The sequence below is a fragment of the Methylorubrum rhodesianum genome, assembly GCF_014199985.1.
Classification (GTDB): domain Bacteria; phylum Pseudomonadota; class Alphaproteobacteria; order Rhizobiales; family Beijerinckiaceae; genus Methylobacterium; species Methylobacterium rhodesianum.
Genome location: NZ_JACHOS010000014.1, coordinates 115966 through 135439 on the forward strand (window position 1 = coordinate 115966; position 19474 = coordinate 135439).

Annotated in this window: 18 protein-coding genes, 1 tRNA gene and 2 pseudogenes; 11 read left to right on the forward strand and 10 right to left on the reverse strand. The window is 66.1% G+C overall.

All coding sequences use genetic code 11. The features are described from left to right. The first annotated feature begins 101 nt into the window (after positions 1-101). Both HNR01_RS19995 and HNR01_RS20000 read left to right on the forward strand, forming a co-directional pair. A complete protein-coding gene (locus tag HNR01_RS19995) occupies positions 102-851 on the forward strand; it encodes an SDR family oxidoreductase (RefSeq protein WP_183669336.1) in 750 nt (249 codons plus the stop codon). Positions 852-956: 105 nt separating this feature from the next. After that, the gene (locus tag HNR01_RS20000) at positions 957-2579 is read left to right on the forward strand and encodes a peptide chain release factor 3 (protein WP_183669338.1); all 1623 of its coding nucleotides are present in this window, start codon (positions 957-959) and stop codon (positions 2577-2579) included. 59 nt (positions 2580-2638) lie between these two features. On the opposite strand, the gene HNR01_RS20005 is transcribed toward HNR01_RS20000, so the two are convergent. From HNR01_RS20005 to HNR01_RS20025, 5 genes are all read right to left on the reverse strand, one after another. Further along, positions 2639-2830, reverse strand: coding sequence for a hypothetical protein (locus tag HNR01_RS20005; protein ID WP_017484606.1), 192 nt, complete (start codon positions 2828-2830; stop codon positions 2639-2641). Between the two features lie 79 nt (positions 2831-2909). Continuing rightward, positions 2910-3344, reverse strand: coding sequence for a tellurite resistance TerB family protein (locus HNR01_RS20010; protein WP_183669340.1), 435 nt, complete (start codon positions 3342-3344; stop codon positions 2910-2912). A 100-nt stretch (positions 3345-3444) separates the two neighbouring features. Beyond that, complete coding sequence (locus HNR01_RS20015; protein WP_183669342.1) at positions 3445-4215, reverse strand: ABC transporter ATP-binding protein; 771 nt, start codon at positions 4213-4215, stop codon at positions 3445-3447. 8 nt (positions 4216-4223) lie between these two features. Then, entirely contained in the window at positions 4224-4976 is a 753-nt protein-coding gene (locus tag HNR01_RS20020) for an ABC transporter permease (RefSeq protein ID WP_017484603.1), read from the reverse strand. A gap of 22 nt (positions 4977-4998) precedes the next feature. Then, the gene (locus tag HNR01_RS20025; RefSeq protein WP_017484602.1) at positions 4999-6024 is read right to left on the reverse strand and encodes an ABC transporter substrate-binding protein; all 1026 of its coding nucleotides are present in this window, start codon (positions 6022-6024) and stop codon (positions 4999-5001) included. Positions 6025-6257: 233 nt separating this feature from the next. Between HNR01_RS20025 and HNR01_RS20030 the strand changes: the two genes are divergently transcribed. Next, on the forward strand, positions 6258-6692 hold the full coding sequence (locus tag HNR01_RS20030) for a DUF3597 domain-containing protein (protein ID WP_153876448.1): 435 nt from the start codon (positions 6258-6260) through the stop codon (positions 6690-6692). Positions 6693-6825: 133 nt separating this feature from the next. Here the strand turns inward: HNR01_RS20030 and HNR01_RS20035 are convergent, their stop codons facing one another. Beyond that, complete coding sequence (locus tag HNR01_RS20035; protein WP_017484600.1) at positions 6826-7836, reverse strand: Hint domain-containing protein; 1011 nt, start codon at positions 7834-7836, stop codon at positions 6826-6828. Between the two features lie 496 nt (positions 7837-8332). On the opposite strand from HNR01_RS20035, the pseudogene HNR01_RS20040 reads away from it, so the two are divergent. Beyond that, positions 8333-8591 (forward strand): annotated as a pseudogene (locus tag HNR01_RS20040) (IS5/IS1182 family transposase); the annotation flags it as partial. A gap of 154 nt (positions 8592-8745) precedes the next feature. On the opposite strand, the gene HNR01_RS20045 reads toward HNR01_RS20040, so the two are convergent. Continuing rightward, entirely contained in the window at positions 8746-11280 is a 2535-nt protein-coding gene (locus HNR01_RS20045) for a TonB-dependent receptor (protein WP_017484599.1), read from the reverse strand. 345 nt (positions 11281-11625) lie between these two features. Between HNR01_RS20045 and HNR01_RS20050 the strand changes: the two genes are divergently transcribed. Then, positions 11626-11949 carry a hypothetical protein gene (locus HNR01_RS20050; protein WP_183669344.1) on the forward strand — a complete coding sequence of 108 codons (324 nt, stop codon included), beginning with the start codon at positions 11626-11628 and terminating at the stop codon, positions 11947-11949. Between the two features lie 150 nt (positions 11950-12099). On the opposite strand, the gene HNR01_RS20055 is transcribed toward HNR01_RS20050, so the two are convergent. Next, positions 12100-12810 (reverse strand): L,D-transpeptidase, encoded by a 711-nt coding sequence (locus HNR01_RS20055; protein ID WP_183669346.1) that lies wholly within the window; start codon positions 12808-12810, stop codon positions 12100-12102. 814 nt (positions 12811-13624) lie between these two features. Here HNR01_RS20055 and HNR01_RS20060 point away from each other — a divergent pair. The 4 genes and pseudogenes from HNR01_RS20060 to HNR01_RS20075 all read left to right on the forward strand — a co-directional run bounded on the left by HNR01_RS20060 (position 13625) and on the right by HNR01_RS20075 (position 16567). Further along, a complete protein-coding gene (locus HNR01_RS20060) occupies positions 13625-14011 on the forward strand; it encodes a TadE/TadG family type IV pilus assembly protein (protein ID WP_183669348.1) in 387 nt (128 codons plus the stop codon). Next, positions 14008-15240 carry a TadG family pilus assembly protein gene (locus HNR01_RS20065; RefSeq protein ID WP_183669350.1) on the forward strand — a complete coding sequence of 411 codons (1233 nt, stop codon included), beginning with the start codon at positions 14008-14010 and terminating at the stop codon, positions 15238-15240. Before HNR01_RS20060 ends, HNR01_RS20065 begins: the two co-directional genes overlap by 4 nt. Positions 15241-15499: 259 nt before the next feature. Then, positions 15500-15864 (forward strand): annotated as a pseudogene (locus HNR01_RS20070) (hypothetical protein). Between the two features lie 484 nt (positions 15865-16348). Further along, positions 16349-16567 (forward strand): hypothetical protein, encoded by a 219-nt coding sequence (locus HNR01_RS20075; RefSeq protein ID WP_183669351.1) that lies wholly within the window; start codon positions 16349-16351, stop codon positions 16565-16567. 451 nt (positions 16568-17018) lie between these two features. Here the strand turns inward: HNR01_RS20075 and HNR01_RS20080 are convergent, their stop codons facing one another. Next, on the reverse strand, positions 17019-17192 hold the full coding sequence (locus HNR01_RS20080) for a hypothetical protein (protein ID WP_017484593.1): 174 nt from the start codon (positions 17190-17192) through the stop codon (positions 17019-17021). Between the two features lie 474 nt (positions 17193-17666). Between HNR01_RS20080 and HNR01_RS20085 the strand changes: the two genes are divergently transcribed. After that, a complete protein-coding gene (locus HNR01_RS20085) occupies positions 17667-18017 on the forward strand; it encodes a tyrosine-type recombinase/integrase (RefSeq protein ID WP_183669352.1) in 351 nt (116 codons plus the stop codon). Between the two features lie 132 nt (positions 18018-18149). Here HNR01_RS20085 and HNR01_RS20090 read toward each other — a convergent pair. Beyond that, a tRNA-Ile gene (locus tag HNR01_RS20090) sits at positions 18150-18225 on the reverse strand. Between the two features lie 648 nt (positions 18226-18873). Between HNR01_RS20090 and HNR01_RS20095 the strand changes: the two genes are divergently transcribed. Beyond that, on the forward strand, positions 18874-19083 hold the full coding sequence (locus HNR01_RS20095; RefSeq protein ID WP_153876906.1) for a hypothetical protein: 210 nt from the start codon (positions 18874-18876) through the stop codon (positions 19081-19083). The last annotated feature ends 391 nt before the right edge of the window (positions 19084-19474 follow it).

The window sequence follows — 19474 nt, forward strand, 5'->3', positions numbered from 1 at the left end:
TTTTGTCCGGAGAGCTTCGACCCGCGCGGCGATCGTCTCACGGCGCCCCCTGCTCGGGACCGGCAGGACGTCCTATGCTGCGGCCGAACGGGAGGCGTGTGATGGCGGTGGATGATCGGGTCGCGGTCGTGACCGGGGCGGGGTCCGGGATCGGACGGGCCGTCGCGCTCGGCCTGGCGCAGGCCGGGTGGCGGCTGGTGCTGGCCGGACGGCGGGGGGCGGCGCTGGAGCGGGTCGCTGCGGAACTGCCGGGCGAGGCGGCGTGCGTACCGACCGACGTGTCCGATCCGCGCGCCGTCGAGGCGCTGTTCGCCGCCGTCGGTGCGCGCTTCGGGCGGCTCGATCTGCTGTTCAACAATGCCGGCATCTTCACACCCGCCGCGACCGTGGACGAGGTGGCGGTCGAGGACTGGCTGGCCAGCGTCAACGTCAATCTAACCGGCGCCTTCCTCTGCACCCGCGCCGCCTTCGGGATGATGCGGCGGCAGGAACCGCAGGGCGGGCGCATCATCAACAACGGCTCGATCGCAGCCTACGCGCCGCGGCCGATGTCGGCGCCCTACGCCGCCACCAAGCACGCCATCACGGGGCTGACCCGGGCGACGGCGCTCGACGGACGCCCCTTCGACATCGCCTGCGGACAGATCGATGTCGGCAATGCCGAGACCGAGATGACGCGGAGCTTCGGGCAGGGCGCGCGGCAGGCCGACGGCTCGATCCGGCCCGAGCCGTACATGGAGGCGGCGCATGTCGCGGACGCCGTCGTCTACATGGCCGGGCTGCCGCTCTCGGCCAACGTCCTGTTCATGACCGTGATGGCCACCGGCATGCCCTTCGTCGGGCGGGGGTAGGGGAGGCGGCTTTGCGTCGGCCGCGCGGAACGCGTAGAGAGCGAGACACCGCCCGGCCCCCTTCGAGACGAGCGGCCGTCCGCATTGCGGCGGCCGGTGCCCGCCATGCTGATGCAGACCGACCCCAGACCCGCCGATCCGAAATCCGCCGATCCGGTCGCGCGGCGGCGCACCTTCGCCATCATCTCGCACCCGGATGCGGGCAAGACCACGCTGACGGAGAAGCTCCTGCTGTTCGGCGGGGCGATCCAGCTCGCGGGCGAGGTCAAGGCCAAGCGCAACCGCGTCTCGACCCGCTCCGACTGGATGGGGATCGAGAAGGAGCGCGGCATCTCGGTGGTCACCTCGGTGATGACCTTCGAGTACGGCGACTGCGTGTTCAACCTGCTCGACACGCCGGGCCACGAGGACTTCTCGGAGGATACCTACCGCACCCTCACGGCGGTCGATTCCGCCGTGATGGTGATCGACGCAGCCAAGGGCATCGAGGCGCGCACGCGCAAGCTGTTCGAGGTGTGCCGCCTGCGCGACATCCCGATCGTCACCTTCGTGAACAAGCTCGACCGCGAGGCGCGCGACCCGTTCGAGACGCTCGACGAGATCGAGAAGACGCTCGCCCTCGACGTGGCGCCGATCACCTGGCCGATCGGGCTCGGCCGCAACTTCGCCGGCACCTACGAGCTCGGCGGAAACCGGGTGCGCCGGCTCGACGCGGCGGACGATGCCGGCACGATCCCCGTCTCGGGCTTTGCCGATCCGCTGTTCGACGAGCTGCTGACCGAGAACGGCGCAGCCGATGCGTGGCGCGAGGAGGTTGAGCTCGCCGAGGGCGGCCTCAAGAGCTTCGATCTCGCCGCCTTCCGCGAGGGCCACCTCACGCCGGTCTTCTTCGGCTCGGCCCTGCGGAATTTTGGCGTACGCGACCTCATCGACGGGCTCGCCCGCTTCGCGCCGCCGCCCCGGGGCCAGGAGGCGGACAAGCGCGCCGTCCAGCCGTCCGAGCCGAAGATGACGGGCTTCGTGTTCAAGATCCAGGCGAACATGGATCCGAACCACCGCGACCGCATCGCCTTCATGCGGGTCTGCTCAGGCATGCTCCGGCGCGGGATGAAGGCCAAGCTCGTGCGCACGGGCAAGCCGATGTCGCTCTCGGCGCCGCAATTCTTCTTCGCCCAGGACCGGGCGATCGCCGACGAAGCCTATGCCGGAGACGTGGTCGGCATCCCGAACCACGGCACGCTGCGCATCGGCGACACGCTGACCGAGGGCGAGGAGATCGTGTTCCGCGGCGTGCCGAGCTTCGCCCCCGAGATCATGCGGCGGATCAAGCTCACCGACGCGATGAAGGCCAAGAAGCTGAAGGAAGCACTCCAGCAGATGGGCGAGGAGGGCGTCGTCCAGGTCTTCATCCCGCAGGACGGCTCGCCGGCCATCGTCGGCGTCGTCGGCGCGCTGCAGCTCGACGTGTTGAAGGAGCGGCTGCAGGCGGAGTACGGCCTGCCGATCGATTACGAGACCACGCGGTTCTCCGTCTGCCGCTGGATCGAGGCGGAATCGGAGGCCGAGATCGACAAATTCGTCAACGCCCACGGCTCGGCCATGGCGAGCGACCTCGACGGCGCGCCGGTCTTCATGGCCACCACCGCCTTCTCGCTGCGCTACGAGGAGGAGCGCTGGGAGAAGATCCGGTTCACGGACGTGAAGGACTACCAGAAGCGGGCGGCGTGAGCCGAGTGGCCGGAGCCTCGGGCTGCCCTTCGCGGCATTCCCCGAAGCTCCGGCGGCTCTCAGTCGTAGTCGAGATCCAGCGAGCGCTCGAAGGCGATGGCGCTCATCTCGCGCCCCTTCGGGTCGGCAACCGAGATGTTGCGGAAGCCGCGCCCGGCCAGCTCCCAGGTCTTTTCGAGAGCCTGCTCGTCCGTGCCGCAGGCGAAGGCCAGGGTGCGGCCGGAGGGATCCGTTCCCGTCACCTTGTACATGGCCGTCCTCCTGTCCGAGCCGTGAGATAGGCCCGGCGCCGCCCGGGAGAAGGGGAGCCGGCCGTCGGGGCGGGTCGCATCAGCCGAGCAGCGTCGCCTTGTCCACGTCGAGCGCCTGGGCCAGTTCGTCGAGGACCCGGTGCTCGCTCTCCGTGATGCCGCCCTTGTCGGCCACATCCGCGGCGATCAGGAAGACGTGCTGGCGCTGCTCGAGCGGACGCTCGGCGATCGCCGCGACGTGCTGGCTGTTCTCCAGGCGACCGGCGCGCAGCTCGGCGCGGGCCAGCGCCTCGAACAGCGCCTTCTCGAGGGAGAGCGTGTCGTAGGATTTCTGAAGGATGGGATTGGCCCGCATGCTGACGAGGGCCGCCTCGATCTCCTCCTCGTCGGTATCGCCGTCGGCGACGATCACGTTGGCCGCGGCGGAGACCGCCGCGTGCATGAACGCGATATCGCCCGCGTAGGACATCACCACCCTGTTGAAACGGACGAGGGCGTCCTGAAAAAACCCCATCTTGCACTCCTCCAGGGGCACGTCCCTGAACGCACGGTGCCGGCGCCGATGGTTCCAACGCGGGCAGCGACCCGTCAAGATGGCAAGCTTGACGGGTCCCTCACAGTTCCGCCGAGCGGCGCGACAGTTCGGCCCGCAAATGGCGCGCCGCCTCGACCAGGGTGGCGTCCCGGCGCTGGCGCGGGCGGGGCGGGGCGATGGTGACATCCGCCGCGATCCGGCCGGGGCTGCCGGCCAGCACCACGACCCGGTCGGCGAGATAGACCGCCTCGTCGATGTCGTGGGTCACGAACAGCACCGTCTTGCCCGTCTGCGCCTTGATGCGCTGGATCTCGTCCTGAAGGCCCTCGCGGGTGAAGCTGTCGAGCGCCGAAAACGGCTCGTCCATCAGCAGCACCTCGGGCTCGACCGCGAGCGCGCGGGCGATGGCCACGCGCTGGCGCTGCCCGCCGGAGAGCTGGTGCGGCCAGCGGCCGGCGAGGTCGGACAATCCGACGAGCTTGAGCATCGCCGCCGCCCGCTCCCGCCGCTCGGACCTCGAAAGGCCGTGCCGCTCCAGGCCGAAGGCGACGTTGTCGATCACCCGCCGCCACGGCAGCAGCCGCGCGTCCTGGAACACGAGCGCCATCGGCGTGCGGGTTCGCTCGGGGTCGGTGCCGAGATGGACCGTGCCGGTGCTGGGCTTGGCCAGATCGATCAGCACCCGCAGGAGCGTCGATTTGCCGACGCCGGATTCGCCGACGATGACGAGGAATTGCCCGCGCGGCACCGCGAGATCGAGGGCGGACAGGATCTCGGTGCGGCGCCCGTCGCGCTCATAGGCGAGACTCAGACCCCGGATGTCGATGATGGGCGGCTGCGTCGAACTCATCGCCGGACTCACGCGCGCCACCGCAGCAGCCAGCCCTGCAGGGCGACGAAGCCGGTATCGAACAGGCCGTAAAGCCCGGCCATGGTGAGCATGTAGACCACGACGATATCGGTGGAGAGGAGCGAGGAGGCCTGCATCATCCGCGCGCCGATGCCGGGCACGCCGAAGATCTCGGCGGCGACCACCGCCATCCAGGCCTGGCCGAGCGCCGTGCGCAGGCCGACGAGGATGCCGGGGGTGGCGGCGGGCAGCAGGATCTTGGTGAGCCGCGCGAACGGCCCGCGGAAGCCGAAGGCCTGGGCCACCTCGATCAGGTCGCGGTCGACCCCGCGCACCGCGCCTTGCGTGGCAAAGAACACGATCCAGAACACGCCGATGGCGATGATGAACACGGCCGCCGAGGGCTGGACCCCGAACCAGATGATCGCGAAGGGGACCCAGGCGAGACCGGGGATGGGCCGCAGCAGCCGCACGACCCAGGCGGTCAGGCTCTCGAACCAGCGGAACATGCCGGAGAGCAGCCCCAGCGCGATGCCGGCGCCGGCGCCGGCGCCGAGCCCGACCACGTAGTGGCTCAGGCTCTCGGCGACCGCGCGCAGCCACGCGCCGCTCGCGATCTCCCGGGCGAAAGCCGTCGGGAGGGAGGAGGGCGGCGGCAGGAAGGCCGGGTTGATGAGGTCGAGCCGGGGCGCCGCCTCCCACAGGGCGAGGAAGGCGGCGAGCCCGACGGCCGCAAGCGCAGCCGAGCGGAACGAGGTCATGGCGTCAGGGGCGTGAGGGAGATCAGGGCTTCTTGACCGCTTCGAACGGCTTGGCGTCGAACAGGCCGTCGGTCGGCGCCTCCTTGTCGAGAGTTCCGATCGAGACCTGATAGGTCTGCATCTGCTTGGTCGCCTCGATGATCGTGCGCGGGTCGGCGACGAACTTCGCGGCCGGCGAGGAGAGCGCCTTCTGGATCGTGGCGACGTCCGTGATGCCCTTGCCCAGCGCCGCCTCGACCGGCGGGGCGGCGCGGGCCGGGTCGGTCTTCAGCAGGTCGGTCGCCTTGACCAGCGCCGAGACGAGCCCCTCCACCGCCTTCGGGTTGGCGTCGGCGAACTTGCCGTAGACGGCGACGACGGTGCCCGGCTGGTCGGGGAACATCTCCCCGCCGGTGGCGACCAGCGCGATCTTCGGGTTGCGGCCCTGGACGATGGTGAGCGCCGGCTCGCGGATCGAGGCGCCGTCGACGGCCCCGGCCAAGAGTGCCTGCTGGGTCGCATCGATGCCCATCGGGACGATCTCGACATCGGCCTTGTCGGCCTTCGCCACCTGCCAGAGCCAGTGCTGGAGGGTGGTGTTCGGCACCGAGCCCGGCGGCTGCGTGGCGAGCCGGGCGGGGCGGCCCTCCTTGGCCTTGAACTGCTTGAAGGCCTCGGCCTTGCTCGGGGCGGAAGCGAAGTAGGGTGCGAGCTTGGGCGCTGCCACGAACACCATCTCCTCAATGGCGGTGGCGGCCACGACCCGGACGTCGATGCCCTTGGTGCGGGCGACGGCGAGCGGCGCGATGCCGGCGACGTAGACGTCGATCGTGCCCGACGCCAGCGCCTGGATCATGTTGGGGCCGGACTCGAAGGTGGTGAAGGCCGGCGCCAGCCCCGCCTCCTTGAGCCAGCCCTCGCCGTTGGCGACGAAGACGGGTGCGGCACCGATGACGGGAATGACGCCGATGCGCACCGGCACGGTCTGGGCGGCGAGCGGGGCGGCGAAGGGCACGGGCAGGGCGACAAGCCCCGCGATCAGGGCGAAGGCCTTGAACAGATTGCGCATCGATACGGGTTCCAGGGAGCCGGACGGCGTTCCCCATGGCACAGCAGGCGCGATCTTCCAAACGCGCTTCCAAATGCGCCTCCGCCCTGGTCGCCGGCCTCGGCCACCAGGGCGGCGACCGGGCGAGCGGCGACGCTTTGCCGGCCTGCGACGGAACGGCCCGATCCTCCTGCCGTTTATTCAGCCGAAAGCGGCATCCACGCCGTGGGACAGACGACAGGATACCTCACGCCATGAGCCTCATCGGCAGCATCGTCAGCAAGATCCTTCACCCGTTCGGCGCGTCGGAGGCGAAGGCCGCCGAGGCCGGCACGTCGTCCTCCACGCCCTCCGGAAGCCAGGCACAGCCCTCCTCCGGCGGCAGTGCCCCGGCCTCCACGCCCGCTGGCGGCGGCACGGCCTCGGGCGGGTCGGTCGATGTCGAGGCCGTGCTCAACGACCTCGCCGCGAAGAACCCGCAGAAGCTGAACTGGCGCACCTCGATCGTCGATCTGATGAAGCTGCTCGACCTCGATTCGAGCCTGCACGCCCGCCAGCAGCTCGCCGACGAGCTGCACTACACCGGCGACAAGAACGATTCGGCCTCGATGAACATCTGGCTGCACAAGCAGGTCATCAAGAAGCTGGAAGAGAACGGCGGCAAGGTGCCCGCCGATCTCAAGGACTGATCCCTTCGCCGCGACGGTAATCCCTCGGCAAGGGCCCAAAACGGAGAGGGGGCGGCAGAATTCCTGCCGTCCCCTTTTCTCTGTCATCCAACCTGCTGGGTCATCCCATGTACCGGCCATGTACCGGCGGGCGTCAGACGGCCCAGGTGCCCGCTTCATCCCAGGCGCAGTGCTCGCTCAGTGTGCCGGCGAACACCGTGTCGAGGCGCTGCCGCTCCGCCTCGACGACCGGGCCGTCGGCCGCGACCGGACGGCACCGGGCGTTCCAGCCCGCGGGCACGAAATCGGGATTGTGCAGGGCGTGATCGGAGGCTTCCGTGAAGAAGGCACGGTCGCCGCCGTCGATGTAGCTCTCGGCCGGCAGCCCCTCGGCCAGCAGGATGTCGTGGCCGTCGAGTTCGACATGCCAGTAGGTGACGGTCTCGACCGGCATCCGGGCGATCGTGGTGCCGTTGATCAGGCACATTACCGGCACGAGCACGCCGCCTTCGCTGCCGGCATCGGCACCGACCAGCACCGGGTGACCGGGCGAGAGGCTGAGGTCACGAACCGGCAGGCCGCCGCCGAAGGCGCCCGCGCGGATCCGCACCGGTTGCTGATGGAAGGGAAGAGCCGCCGCGGCCGTAATCTCGCGGTGGCCGATCCAGGTGATCGGACGCAGGCCGCCGGAGGCGGTGACAGCGATGTCGCCGACGCGGAGATCCTCGACGCCCACGTCGCCGCGGCTCGTGCGGATCAGGGTTCCGGTGGTGAAGCAGAGCGGCGCATAGGCGCCGAGCGTGCGGTTGCCGTCGTCCGTGAAGGCGGTCCGGTTCGGATTTCCGCTGCCGAACAGCTCGACGTTGGAGAAGACGAAGCGGTTCGTGCCCCCCGCCTGGCTGCCCGGCACGCTGCCGCCCGTGAACAGGATCATGTTGGGATTGTCGAGCGCCGTGGCGGTCAGCGTCTGCGACGTCGGCGTCGCGCTGCCGGGAAGCGTATAGGTCAACGTGACGGTATCGCCGGGGTTGGTGACGGTGCCGTTGACGGTCACGGGATAGCTGTAGACGTCGTCGATCCGGAAGGTGCCGCTGGTCGGCGCACCGCCGTCATCGGTTCCAAAGAAACCCGGCTGATAAACTGTATTATTGAAGCTGATCGCCATTGCTTGATCCCTCCCAGATCGAGGTGATGACATTTTTGAAGACGTGCCTGACCACCTCGAATTCGGCACGACTCTAATTGGGACGTGCAAACAGGATTGACGCCAGCCGAGCGGCGCCATTCAGACCGTCTCTCCCAAGAAGCAGGATGCCGGTGCGGCCGAAAAGACCGTTCAGCGAAATAAGAGATAATTACAATTTGGGCTCAGCGAAAGCCGACAAACGCTGCCTTTCGCTGAAATTCGCGCGTTTTACCCTTCGATAGACTTGAAAAATCTCGATGTGCTTGCTGCGCAACATGCCAAAATCTCCCGGCATCCCCAGGATTTCTTGGCAAGTCATCCGGCAAAGGTCGATTTTCGATGAAAAGCGCTCGACAGAACGGTGCGTGGCGGTCGAAGAGGCGTCGGTCCGGCACGGATCGACCTCTGCTTCCCGACGATCTCTGATGCGGGACTGCTCTGTTTCTGCCGCCGACTTGGCCCCACCCGACGGCCGCGCCCTGCCAAACTCCACGCCGACAAGGCCTGGCGCGCTTAGCTACGTCGACAGGAGCGCCGGGCGGGCGGGATCGTGCCACGCATCGCCCGCGAGGGCATCGAGAGCCGTGAGAGACTTGGGCATGCCCGCTTGGGCGGTTGAACGGACCGGCGCTTGGTTCAACCACGTCCGCCCTCTGCCCGTCCGCTACGGGCGACGGGCCGACATCGACGAGGCTTTCACCAGCCTCATCACCCTCAACCCGATCAGCCGGTTCCGTTCGGCACTCTCAGCCCGAGACCGGCCGTCGGCCCGTCTCACGATCGGACGGCAACCCCTGCCATAGATGCATCCCATAGCAGGTGCTGACAGCGGGCACGATGGCCCGCTGGGACGGTCGCGCTCACCCGCGACACTTCGTTCCCGCGTTCTCAGAACTTGCGGACGAGCGGCTCTACAGGCGCGGGCACGACATCGGCGTCGAAGACGTAGCGGACGCCGCCGTAGATCGAGAGCGGCTGCGCCAGGGTCGTGGTGCGCGGGTCGTTGACCGGGTAGCGTCCGGCGACCAGACCGGGCTCGAAGAAGGTGCCGAAGGTCGTGTACCGGTTGTTGGTCAAGTTGGTAATCAGACCAAACACTTCGAGGTTCTTGTTGACCTGATAGCTCGTGTTCAGGTTGAGCACGTAATAGGCCGGAAGCTTCCGGTTCAAGTTCGAGTCGTCGCCGCGGTAGAAGGACGAGGAGAAGGCCTGGACGTTCAGCCCGAGACGCCAGCCCGGCAGGAGCAGGTAGTCGAAGCCGGCCTTGATCTGATGCTCGGGCACCAGCGGTACCTTCTTGCCCGGCGTGACGAAGATCGCGCCATCGTCGGAGAGCGGGTTGTTGGGCGAGGACAGGGTGCCGTTGAACCGGTAGGTGGCGTCGATCAAAGCATAGTTCGCGTAGAGCGAGAGATCACCGCGCGTGTACTCCGCCGCGACCTCGATCCCCTGTCGCCGCGTCGCCGGAACGTTGACGTAGTAGCCGCGGGCCGCGTTGCCGGGCGTGGCCAGTTGGATGATGTCGTTGCTCAGGTCGGAGCGGAAGGCGCCGAGCTTGTAGCTGAGCAGGCCGTCTTCGTAGAAATTCGGCACCAGGCCGCGAAATCCCACCTCGTAGGTCTGCGCGGTGACCTGCTTGAGCGGCGGGTCGGCGACGAGCGAGTTCGGCAGAAGGCAGGGCCGGTCGGGATTGGCGCAGGCGAGTTCCAGCGGCGTCGGCGCCCGATTCGACTCCGAGTAGCCGCCGTAGAGCGACAGTTCGGGGGTGAAGCGGTAGGTCAGCCCCGCGACCGGATTGATCTTGGTGAAGTAGTGGGTGCCCGTCACGTCGGGCGAGAAGCCGGTCAGGTCCTGCGTGGAGATGCGGGCGAAGTTCAGCCGCGCTCCGGCGGTCAGCGAGAGCTGATCGGTGACGTCGAAGGTGTCGCTCGCGTAGAGACCCATATAAAGGTTCGAGCCGATCACTTGGCTCGGGGCGATGCCGAGCGCCCCGGCGGTCCGGATCTGCTGCGTGCCGAGCCCCGGGATGGTTCCGTAGAAGGGATTGTTCGGGTCGGTCGTGACCGAGAGATCCGGGTTGATGACGCCGAGCGTGCTCGACGACTTGAAGCTGTAATCGGCGACATCGATGCTGCCGCCGACGACGAAGCTGTTGGCATGGTCGAAGACGCGGTCCCGGTTGGCCGCCTGAAGCGAGCCGCCGTAGCCCGTCGCCTCGGTCCCTGTCACGTCGAGCGTGCCGTAGGGGATGCCGGCGGTGAACGGGATGCCCGGCGCATTGAGGCCACGCCCGAGGATCAGGAACTGATTGCGGAAGGCGGCCGGAGATTGGCCGGCGGCGGGCGAGAAGCCGTCATCCTCGAAGCAGAGCCGCCCCCGGAAGTTCGACCGCGTGCTGCAGTTCTCGAAATTCCCGTCGTTGCCGTCGACGTACCGGTTGCTGAAGCGGCGGACATAGGCGTTTCCGGCCAGATCCCAGCTCGGCGAGAGATCGACGCGCCCGGTCAGTTGGAGCGTGCCGACCTGCTGCGTCGCGGTCTGCGGATTGGTGAAGATCGCGCGCTCGTCGATGCGGGTGAAGTCGACCGGCGCCGCGGCGGCGGCGCCGTAGAAGGTACGCGCGAACTGCCCGATCAGGTGGAATTCGGAATCCTGCGAGCGATAGCCGACATCGGTGTAGATGCGGCCGATCGTGCTGGGGGATTCGAAGCGCCAGCCACGATCGTTGAGGCCGTCACCGGCGAAATAGACGCTCCACGGGCCGACCATCCGGCCGTACTGGAGCGAGCCGGCGATCCGCCCGTCGGCGCCGCCGAGCGCGGTGACCTCGGTGCCCTGCCAGGTGAAGCCGTTCTTCATCTGGATGTTGATCGCGCCGCCCAGCGCGTTCAGGCCGAAGACCGGATTGCCGGTCACCACGTCGATGCGCTGGATCGCGACCGGCGGGATCAGGTCGAGATTGACGACGTCGCCGAACGCCTCGTTGATGCGCACGCCGTTCTGGTAGACGGCGAGCCCCTGCGGCACGCCCTGGACCGGCGAGGCGGTGAAGCCGCGATAGGTGACATCGACGCGACCCGCACTGCCCTGCGAGTCGCTCAGGTTCAAGCCGGGGACGCGGCGGGCCAGGGTCGCGACGGCGTTGAAGGTGCCCCGGTCGATGTCGAGATCGGCCGCGGTGACCGTCTCGACGGTGCTGGGGATCTTGAAGAGCGGCTGCTCACCACCACGCAGACGCGGTGCCGCGGCACCCGTCGGCGCCGTGCCGAAGGACGGTCCGCCCCGGCTCGCGCCCGAGCCGGCCGCGCCGACCGGCGTGGTCGCCACGACGCTGATTTCATCGAGGCTCACAGCCCCCTGCGCGAACGCAGCGCCGGGCAGGAGAGCGACCGAGGCAACGAGGCCGCTGCGAAGCGCTCGCATCGTATGTCCAGACCCGCGTTCGTGTTTCTTGCTGCCGCGGAAGGGCAGGGGCCAAATCTGTGCGCAATCGCGAGGATCGGCACAACGACCGGCAACGCGCTTAATCCACACGACCTCGGGACGATGCGTCTTTTCAAGGCGACGTGGCCCACCAGCAACAAATTGCAATTCCGCCCGACGCAAAGTCAGCAATTTCGGCAATTCCAAGCGGGAATTTTCGGCAATTTCGGTCTAAACTGCCGAGTTGCTCGCAGCGGACGGCCACGGCGGTGTTCCGCCGAGCTGCGGAGGAAGACGCGATGTGACACGTCGGCCGCATGCTTAAAGCGTGGTAGGCCGCCCCGCATGACGAACATCATCCGCCCGGATTTCGGCGGCCGGAACCGGGGCGCCGAAGCGCCCGAACCGGCAAAAGCTGGCGATGCGTCTGAGCCGCTCCACGTTTACGGGATAGCGGCCGGCCACGTTGTGGCGCTGATAGAGGGTATAGGCGGACTGGAAGGGCGCACCCTCAAGGTGGCGGTCGGCTCAACGACGCAGAATGTGGTCGAAGCCGTCGCCGTGATGCCGATCACCCCTGAGGGCCGAGCCGAGGCCGACGCAACCGCCATGGCCATCCTGCGCGCGCTGGAAATCGTCGAGCAGGGCACCGGCCCGTCCTCCGCCTAGGGCACGATCAGGACAGTCTCAGCCCTCGTTCCGATAGTCGCCGCGGGTCACGGCCCGAAACCTCCGCTTCGGCGGGGGGCGATGCAGGGCGGGCTTCGGAGAAGCGCGGACCACACTGCGTCGGAACCGCGTCAAGACTGCCGCATCGCACTATGCCGGCAGGACCACCACCTTCGTCTTCACCGGGGTCCGGGCATAGAGGTGGATCATGTCCTGACTGAGCAGGCCGACGCAGCCGCTTGTGATGCCGCTGCCGATCGATTCGGGATCGCTACTGGCGTAGATCGTGTAGAGCGTATAGGCGCCGTTCTGATAGAGATGAAGCGTACGGGCGCCGAGCGGGTTGTCGAGGCCTCCCGGCATCCCACGGGCGTATTTGGCGGCCTCGGGCTGCCGCCGGATCATCTCCTTGGGCGGCGTCCAGGTTGCCCATTCGGACTTGCGGCCGACATAAGCATCACCGCTCCACAGGAACCCGTCGCGCCCGACATTGGCGCCGTATCGGGTGGCGGAACCATCATCCTCGATGCGATAGACATAGTAGTTGCGCGGATCGACGACGATGGTTCCGGGAGCTTCCTTCGTCTCGTATCGAACCGTCCGACGATAATATTTCGGATCGACCTTCCTGATATCGACCGCCGGGATCGGAAACCTCTCGTCCGGCATCGGTCCGTAGACCTTCGCCGCCTCGGCCAGCATCGCTCCGTCGGACGTCACGCAGCCGCCGAGGCCGAGCGCACCCAAGGTGGCCGCCGAGCCGAGCAGAAACGAGCGGCGGCCGAGAAACCGCCCCTGCCCCCCGCGCGGAGCGGCCTCCTCCGAACCGCCGGCCTCGGCGTGCCCACCATCCATCGTCATGCGTCTGGGCTTTCCATCTCCCGCAGCCCGATGGCGAGAGGCACCGGCACACAGCCGATGCTCGAACTGCTAAGCTGAGAGTGCGTCGCCTCGGCGCGCATGGCAAGTGCGGCGCTTGCCGTCGCGCGGCCTCAAGGCAGGCAAGGGGAACGCCTTCGCGCTCGCGACGGGCCGCGCATGTGCGCCGTCTCATCACCACACCCGATCCGGGTATCCGTGAAACCGGCAGCAAGCCATCCGACCGGTGAGCGGCCGGGTCGAGGCATCGCGCGTGATGAAGATGGTGGGCCCGGCCGGACGGGAACCTGCAACCAGACCGCTATCAGCGCACTGCCTCTATGGGAAAGCGCAGAATCACCAGAGGCTTCCGGCGCAATTCGAGGGCGTTTTCGAGCCCTTGGCGGCCCAGTTTCGTTGGCCAAACGTGGGTTGCGCTATCGCTGAGCCCTCATCGCTGAGCTACCTTTCGACATAGCTGATCCGAGCCCCAATGTCGGCAACTCTTCAAGACGATGGCAGTCACTGATGAGCAGTCAGCGCCGCAATCGTTTCACCTTATCGAGTCCGACACGCGACTAGAGGCTATAATTAGGATATTCGAATTTCACACTGCATCGAATTGATTTTAGGGATTCGCAGACGCCCAATCTGAATTCACGCGCTTACGTGCAGGCCAACTTTATCAGAGCGTTTACTACCACAACGATTGAACGGCTTTTGCACAATTTCGCACCGCTCACTCCCTAATCAGCCGGCGCTGTTTGTGTTCAGATAGTCACCCTGTGGACCTGAGCCGCCTACTTCGAGAAAATTCATGCTGAAGGACGAAGAGGGGGCCGTTGCGGTCGAGATGGCGTTCGTCGCACCCGTGTTGTTTGCATTCCTGATGGCTGTTTTCGAGTTCGGCCTGATCCTATTTGCCTACGAAGCCGAGCAGCATGTCACGTGGAACGTCGCAAGACAGGTGGCGGCCAATCGTATCGACTCTTCGGACGTGCCGGCCAAAATCATGGAGGGCCTCCCGAAATGGGTGTCTTCCGAGAAGGTTTCCGTGACCGGCCCCGTTCTGAACAATGGACAGTACACCCTAACGGTCTCGATGCCGGCCTCAGCCGCTACCCCAACGGCCTTCATGAGCCATTTTTACGGTGAGGTGGTCCTTAGCTCGACCGTTGTGATGCAGAAGGAGCCAACCCCGTGAGGGCACTTCTCGCACGATTCCGTCGTGACGAGGACGGAGCGGTCGCAGTGGTCCTGGCTGTCGCTCTTCCGTCCGTGATCGGAATGACATCGCTCGTCATCGACGGATCGAACCTGCGTCTCAGCCAATCACGGCTGCAATACGCCGTCGACAGTGCATCGTTGGGAGCAGTTCAGGCCCTTCCCGACAGCACGACGGCGATCAGCCGAGCTGTCTCTCTCGTGGCGCAAAACCTTCCGTCGCATTACGGGCGCGTCACGACAGAAGCAGATGTGGAAGTGGGGACCTATGACGCTGGCACCAAGACCTTCACGGCCGGCGGAACACAGCCGAACGCCGTGAGAGTCACGGCTCAACGCAGTGCCGCTCACGGCAACCCGATCCCGGCCTACTTTGCCTGGATCTTCGGCTATCGAAGCTTCGAGACGCAAGCAGCGTCAGCGGCCGTGGTCTCGGTCACCAGCGGCGGCAGCCCACGCGCCTGTCTCTACGCTCTTGATGTGGCAAATCCCGGGATCGATGCGAGAGGCAGTGTCTCGGTCAACGCCACTTGCGGCGTGCAGCTCTCGTCATACATCGCGACTTCCGGCAGCGCTGGCAACTACAATGGCCAAATCTGCCAATCGGTTGCCGACAATGGCGCGCGAGGGAACTTCAACCCGGGACGACCGCGCGCCTGTACACTCCAAGGCGATCCGTTTGGTCTCAAGGTCGACATGAGCGGCATGTCCTGCCAAGCCTTCCCGAACTCGCTGACGAGCATCACCCCAGGCTGCTATACCGGCACGATTCCGAACAAAAACAACTACAATTTTCAGCCCGGAAACTATTTCTTCAAAGGCGCAATCATCGATGTCGGTGGGAACGATGCCTTGAACATTACAGGCAACGGCGTGACGCTCGCGTTTGACACGTCCTCGACGATTAAGACTCGAGGCAGCGGGACGTTGAACCTGAACATCAGCGCTCCGACGTCGGGGCCGTATCAGGGCTTCAGCATTGTTGGCAGCCCGAGCCTGGAGCTGCACGGCAACAGCAACTTCAATGCACAAGGGAGCATCTACATGCCAGCCAGCGATGTGCATCAGGCTGGCAACACAGATTTTCGCGCCGATGTGTTGATCGTGAAGACGCTCGACCTTCGGGGAAACGTGCAGATCGATCTTCGGGGCACACAGACCTCCCGCCAGCCGAAAAGCAATGTACAGCGTGTCTTCGGCCTAATCTGAAATTCCATCCTGTCCGATAAGCTGGTTCGGCTATGCGTGAGCTTTTGTGCTTTCCTGAGATCCCATCGAGACCGAGCAGCCCGACCGATCTGCCGCTGAGATATGCCACCTGCTCGGTCGGATGCTGCCGTTCGATAAGGGCGACTGGCAGATCGCGATCAGTGGCGCTGGCTCAGACGGCGTGACCTCTGCCAGCCGGTTAGCCTGAGGCAACCCGGGGCTCCTATGCCGTCGGCCCCACCATCAGCCGGCAGCCGTGATGCTCCTTCCCGAACCCGCATCCGATCCGCTCCCGCCCGAAGCCGCCGAGTGGCGCATAGCCTTCGGCACGCTCCGCCCGAGGAGCCCGCCGTTCCGCTACGTCAGCGCGACGGCCTGGGCGAACATCCATGAGGACTGCACGGACTTCATCGAGCGCTTCGGCGCCGAGGCCGGGCGCCTGGGCTGAACATCAACCGAGCTCTTCGGCGTTCATCCGGAACACGGCACGTTGCGGATCGACTGGTGCGGAGAGATGTCACGGGTGGTCACAAGGCGATCGGCATCGAGCCGAATCGAACTTTGTTCGGCAACGTGAGCGGCTACCGGAACGTGCCGGGCGCGCCGACCGGCATCCCGATCTAGGAATTCGTGGCCCGTCGCGAGGGGAAATGAACCACGACCCGAACGATCCGACGGCCGCGCAGCCCAAGCGCTGAATCGCGACCGTCGAGGAGCGTCCGCGCCGTCGGGTTGAGGCCGGGCAGGTGGAGGGACTTTCTGCCCGCTGACTTGGCTATGTCCGGCACCGGCGCAATCCAAGTCTGGGGAATAGGACGGTCGTTCCGGACACGATCGGTGACCCGGTCGCACCGCCATCTCACCATGGCAGGAAGCGATCGGAAGCGGGTCGCCCCGCCAGCATGAACGCGACCGCACCGACAACGCCTGCGAGCGCCACAACGACCTCTGGCCCGAACATGCTTCCCCCCCGGCCCGGCTCGGGCGAGGGGGATCTGGAGCGGAGTTGAGGCAGCACGGTGACCCAGAGCGGGTCTCTATAGTCGCAGGGTGAGCAGCGGCGGCAAGGACCACTCGCGCAGCCTAGGCTCTGCTCGTAAGCTGGGGAATGCTTCCTCCCCGCTGCGTCCACTACATCGGCTTCAGGGACGACCGCTACTGGAACGCCTTTCGGATCTGGGGCGGACCGGTGATGATCCATCGGCGCTGGGATCGTATCGCTAAGCACGACATCGGCCCCGACGACGTGGCGATCTTCGCGGAAGGCGATGAGCATCAGCCGCTGGCCGACTACAACGCGACCGACATCGACGAGCGATGGCTATGACGAACATCATCCGCCCGAATTTCGGCGGTCGCACCCGCGAAGCCGAGCCGTTCGATGCAGCGGCCCCGTACGACGAATGTCAGCCGCTGCGCGTCTAAGGAACAGAGGCGGGTTATCTCGTGTCCCTGATACAGGACACTCGCGGACCGGAAGGGCGATGTCTCAAGGTTGTGATTGGTGCCGCCAGCAAAAACACGATCGAGGCGGTGGCGGTGATGCCGGCCAGCGACGAAGGTCGCGACGATGGCGACATGACGGCTATGGCAGTCCTTCGTGCGTGGGGAATCGTTGAACAGGACAGCGCGCCTGGATCCACTTGAGATTGAAGTAGGCATCTCGGCCGCCCCACGGTAACGTCCATGTGGGATGACACACCCGGCAACCTCTCGGATCCGGGCGCGTCAAGCAGGAACGATGGCCAGCGGGCCCTGCTGCCAAACCCGACGGCTCGTCAGTTCGCGTCGGATTGTGCTTCTTCCAGCAACCCAGCGCTGTTCGTGAGAGCTCGGGTATCGATGGAGATGCCCGGCCGCGCTTCGGACTTGGGCGGTTTGGTGAGCATTGTGATCGTGAAAGCCATGGCGGCGAGCGCGAATGCCGCTGTGAGCGTGAGGACCTTCTTCATGCATGCCTCCCGGCAGGCTGACGCGTTCGGCGTTAAGAAGTCACGGCGCGATGCATGTTTGATCCTTGATTACTGTAGAGTCAACACCGTAAATTTCAAAAAATCAGAGAAATCGCGCCTCGCGCTCAAGAAGAATTATGTCCTGCAAATAAACGCGCGTGCGAATGATTGCCCAGATGATGGCAATTTTTCGTTCATTATGGTCGGCGGCTCTGTCAAGCAACGAAGGGCGCAGGCAGGATTATCTGCGCAGTTCGTTGAGCGGGGGCCACAGCAGCCAAGCGTGCGCGACTGGCAGCCCGTCTACCTGCGTGGTGTAGTGCGGCGTCCGCATCTCGAATTTCGCGCATCTCGAATTTCGTCGTCTAGGCGCGTCGCTACCGCTCCAGCCCGGCCCGCGCCGGCACGACGCTGCCGCGACCGAAACGCGCGGTCACTTCCTGGAACTGTGAGGCCGTGGCGCTCTGATTGTCCGTGATCCGTCTTGCTCAGACTACCAACAAGCGTCAGCCGCCCGTGAAGCTGCCGGCGAACGTCCCGGCCCGCCTTCGCGTCTGGTCGCAACTTCCGCGCAAGGGCGGCACGCTGCCCGCGTACGTCGTCGAGTGGAAAGGCAAGCCCGTGGCGTCCGTGAAGACGGCGTTCGCTACAGCGGTGCGGCTCGCCGGCCTGGAGGAAGACGCCTGGCCGCACGTCCTCCGGCACACGGCAGCGACTTGGCTCATGCGGCAGGACGTCAACCTGTGGGAGGCCGCCGGCTACCTCGGGATGACGCCCGAGATGCTGCAAGGTCTACGGCCACAACCATCCCGACTTCCAGAATGAGGCGGCAAGCGCCTTCAAGAACCGACGTCGAAAGCCGCGATCGTTGGTCAAACCGTTGGTTAGGCCGAAACGGGACGAAGTGGGGGCCTAACCAGATTATCCGATTATCTATCGGATTCAGGTGGTTAGATCTGGTGGGCCTGGCAGGACTCGAACCTGCAACCAGACCGTTATGAGCGGTCGGCTCTAACCATTGAGCTACAGGCCCTCACCGTTTCCGGCCAGGTACTTAGACTTGCTCCCGGACTCCTGCAACAGAGCGCTTTTCAAGGATCTCCACAGAAGCGCTCGATCTGAGTAGCCGGGGAGGGGGCTCCCGGCAAGCGCCGGGCATGATGCGGTCGCCGCCTGGAGCCTCACGAGATCGGTTCGCTCGATGCCGATTCCTCCCTTACCATCGGCAGACTCTCCCGATTCAAGGCCGTGACCGACGAGCAGATAAAGGCGCGGTGGACATGGACGTCCCGAGTCCCGACACCGACGCACTTCGACCGCCGAGGGCGACGGCTGCGATCCCGCCGGGGCCGTCGCCAGGCATCGCTAGGCCGAGCGAGGTCGCCGCCAATCCCGCCTCGAGCACGAGCCTCAAGCGCTGGCTCGGTCCGAACCGCAATCCTGCTGGCGCGGGCGCAGAAAGCCTGAGAGCGGCCGGCCGGTAAGCCGGAGCCAACCCGGTGCCCCTCTGCCGTCGGCCCCGTCATCAGCCGGCAGCCGTGATGCCCCTGTGCGATGCCGGCTCCCCAAAGCACACTGACTTTGCACGCTCCCATGGGTGCTGAGACGCGGGTGGCCAGGAACTCCGTCCGAAATCGAGACTTGGCTTCGAGCCGGCGCTCGAGTCGGTAGGAGGGTTCCCATGTCGAGCGACACCAGGAAGCATCACGAACTCCTGAGCGCACTCAAGGCCGCTCAAGGCAAGCAAGACGGCTCCTTTGAAACGGCCGTGACCCGCGCCCTCGAACACGTTTTCGAGCATCTGGACCGGCTCAACTCTCACGTCTCGGCCGGTGGGCCCGAGGGAGAAGAGCGTCCGCTCAAGCCCGACGAGTCACCGACCCTGCGCTGAGCGGCGGGAGGAGCATCCGAGCCCTCACCGCAACCCGAACCGCTTCGCGCTGGCATCCGTCGTCTTTCGCGTGGGGCACGAGCCGCACCGGCGTCGGATGTTGGCCTCGTCCAGCCCCGCACCACTTTCCCGAAGCTCCACGATGTGGTCGCAGTCGATGCGGGTGCCGGTGTGTCCGCAGTCGTCGCAGCGCTTGCCTCGCTGCTCCGTCACCCGATCGCGAAGCGCTCGCCACTCGGGCGATTGGTCGAAGCCCTGTTGGGGCTCGCGGGCGTTGCGGTGGTCCTAGGTGGGGGCGGGCGTCTGAGCTATCCTTGTGTCGAGAATGCCCAGGCATCGTGCGAGAGCGGTGAAGCGCCTCATGTTCTAGACATCCGGGGCTGACGAGCCC

Coding starts and splice junctions, on each gene's coding strand:
- HNR01_RS19995 (WP_183669336.1), top strand. CDS start 102: ATGGCGGTGGATGATCGGGTCGCGGTCGTGACCGGGGCGGGGTCCGGG.
- HNR01_RS20000 (WP_183669338.1), top strand. CDS start 957: ATGCTGATGCAGACCGACCCCAGACCCGCCGATCCGAAATCCGCCGAT.
- HNR01_RS20005 (WP_017484606.1), bottom strand. CDS start 2,830: ATGTACAAGGTGACGGGAACGGATCCCTCCGGCCGCACCCTGGCCTTC.
- HNR01_RS20010 (WP_183669340.1), bottom strand. CDS start 3,344: ATGGGGTTTTTTCAGGACGCCCTCGTCCGTTTCAACAGGGTGGTGATG.
- HNR01_RS20015 (WP_183669342.1), bottom strand. CDS start 4,215: ATGAGTTCGACGCAGCCGCCCATCATCGACATCCGGGGTCTGAGTCTC.
- HNR01_RS20020 (WP_017484603.1), bottom strand. CDS start 4,976: ATGACCTCGTTCCGCTCGGCTGCGCTTGCGGCCGTCGGGCTCGCCGCC.
- HNR01_RS20025 (WP_017484602.1), bottom strand. CDS start 6,024: ATGCGCAATCTGTTCAAGGCCTTCGCCCTGATCGCGGGGCTTGTCGCC.
- HNR01_RS20030 (WP_153876448.1), top strand. CDS start 6,258: ATGAGCCTCATCGGCAGCATCGTCAGCAAGATCCTTCACCCGTTCGGC.
- HNR01_RS20035 (WP_017484600.1), bottom strand. CDS start 7,836: ATGGCGATCAGCTTCAATAATACAGTTTATCAGCCGGGTTTCTTTGGA.
- HNR01_RS20045 (WP_017484599.1), bottom strand. CDS start 11,280: ATGCGAGCGCTTCGCAGCGGCCTCGTTGCCTCGGTCGCTCTCCTGCCC.
- HNR01_RS20050 (WP_183669344.1), top strand. CDS start 11,626: ATGACGAACATCATCCGCCCGGATTTCGGCGGCCGGAACCGGGGCGCC.
- HNR01_RS20055 (WP_183669346.1), bottom strand. CDS start 12,810: ATGACGATGGATGGTGGGCACGCCGAGGCCGGCGGTTCGGAGGAGGCC.
- HNR01_RS20060 (WP_183669348.1), top strand. CDS start 13,625: ATGCTGAAGGACGAAGAGGGGGCCGTTGCGGTCGAGATGGCGTTCGTC.
- HNR01_RS20075 (WP_183669351.1), top strand. CDS start 16,349: ATGCTTCCTCCCCGCTGCGTCCACTACATCGGCTTCAGGGACGACCGC.
- HNR01_RS20080 (WP_017484593.1), bottom strand. CDS start 17,192: ATGAAGAAGGTCCTCACGCTCACAGCGGCATTCGCGCTCGCCGCCATG.
- HNR01_RS20095 (WP_153876906.1), top strand. CDS start 18,874: ATGTCGAGCGACACCAGGAAGCATCACGAACTCCTGAGCGCACTCAAG.